The organism is Bacillus timonensis (assembly GCF_004799755.1).
Taxonomy (GTDB): Bacteria; Bacillota; Bacilli; order Bacillales; family Bacillaceae_L; genus Ferdinandcohnia; species Ferdinandcohnia timonensis_A.
Map to the genome: position 1 here is coordinate 1 of NZ_SLUB01000125.1, position 1,529 is coordinate 1,529.

1 protein-coding gene is annotated in these 1,529 nt (G+C 39.2%); it reads right to left on the reverse strand.

The features are described from left to right. Nucleotides 1–1,529: IS1182 family transposase (locus E1I69_RS24065; protein WP_136382017.1), on the reverse strand; the 1,529-nt coding region annotated here is incomplete at both ends.

Sequence of the window (1,529 nt, forward strand, 5' to 3'; positions counted from 1 at the left end):
TTTTGAGTTTTTCGATTTTTCTCTGAAAGTAACTGGCGGATGCCTGCTACTTTCAGCATATTGTGGGCTAATGCCACAATCCCAAACTCGACATGTACTTTGTCGAGCCCCCGCAAGGAAAATCTGCGGAACGACCTATTGCCCTTGATGTGACCGAACACACTTTCTACCTCAACTTTACGTTGAGCGTAGATAGCGGCCTTTTCTTCACATTCAAGGGCTGCTTTCGCCTTGGCTTTCATTTCTTCAAAGATTGTATTCCAGTGAACCTGACGATTGCCTTTTGCTTTTGTGCATTGTGCTTTTAGTGGGCAATCTGTACAATCTTCACATTCATATATTTTGAAACTTTGCTCGAAGCCAGACTGATTCTTTTTGTTTAAGTATTTTTTAAACGTCACTTTCATTCCGTTCGGGCAAATAAAACAGTCATCCTTTTCCACATAAGTCCAGTTTTTTGCGTTTTTGATGTCTTTTTTATATTTGCGTGTTTGTTCCTTTACATAGCTCCCGTAAGGGATAAGAAACTCGAATCGTTGCTCTCTCTCCTCACCAACGGCATACAGATAATTTTCTTCACTGCCATATCCAGCGTCTGCACTCACTACTTTAGGCATTGGTAGAGAGGATCTGGCTAGCTTTTCCATGTGCGGGATAAAACAGCGAGTGTCCGTTGGGCGTTGATGGATTGAATAATTAAGAATAAACTGTTTTTCAGTTCCTATTTGTACGTTATATCCTGGCTTAAGTTGTCCATTTTTCATATGATCTTCTTTCATACGCATGAAGGTGGCATCTTTGTCCGTTTTAGAATAACTATTACGATCACCGAATATTTCATTTTGTTCTTTGTACTTGGTCAATCGAGGTATAAAATCCTCGCGGATTTGTTTGATTGATTTCTTTAATTGACTGCGTTCTTGCCTTTTTTCTTTTCGAACGTCTTTATCCGTTTCGCTATCAATTACCTCTGTTAATGCCTCAACTTTTTCCTCGAGTTTTTCGGCAACTTCTACTAATTCTTGTCCAGTGATTTCTTGTTCTTGATCTGCTGGTTGTGCTTCTGACTGGATTAATTCGTGTATATGCTGAAGGGTTTCCTTGATTTTTTCTTTTAGTTTCTCTTCAAAATTTGAAGTCGCCCGTTTCCATACAAAACTATACTTGTTGGCATTGGCTTCAATCTTAGTACCATCCAAAAAGTAATTTTCGAATGTTATGTAGTTCTCTTCAATTAACTTGTGAATCATAGTTTCGAAGAGTTCATCCATAAAGTCTTTCATGCGTCCCCCACGGAACTCATTGATTGTACGGAAATCTGGTTGTTGCATTGCTGATAACCACATGGCGGGGATACTTTCAGTTGTTAATTTCTCGATTCCACGGCACGAATATACTTTTTGGGAGTAACCATAAAGAATGACTTTAAGCATCATTTTGGGATGGTAACTACTTCTGCCACCACCTACATAGTACGAAAATAGATTCTCATCAGGAATAGCTTCAACCATTTCGTCTACTACACGGGC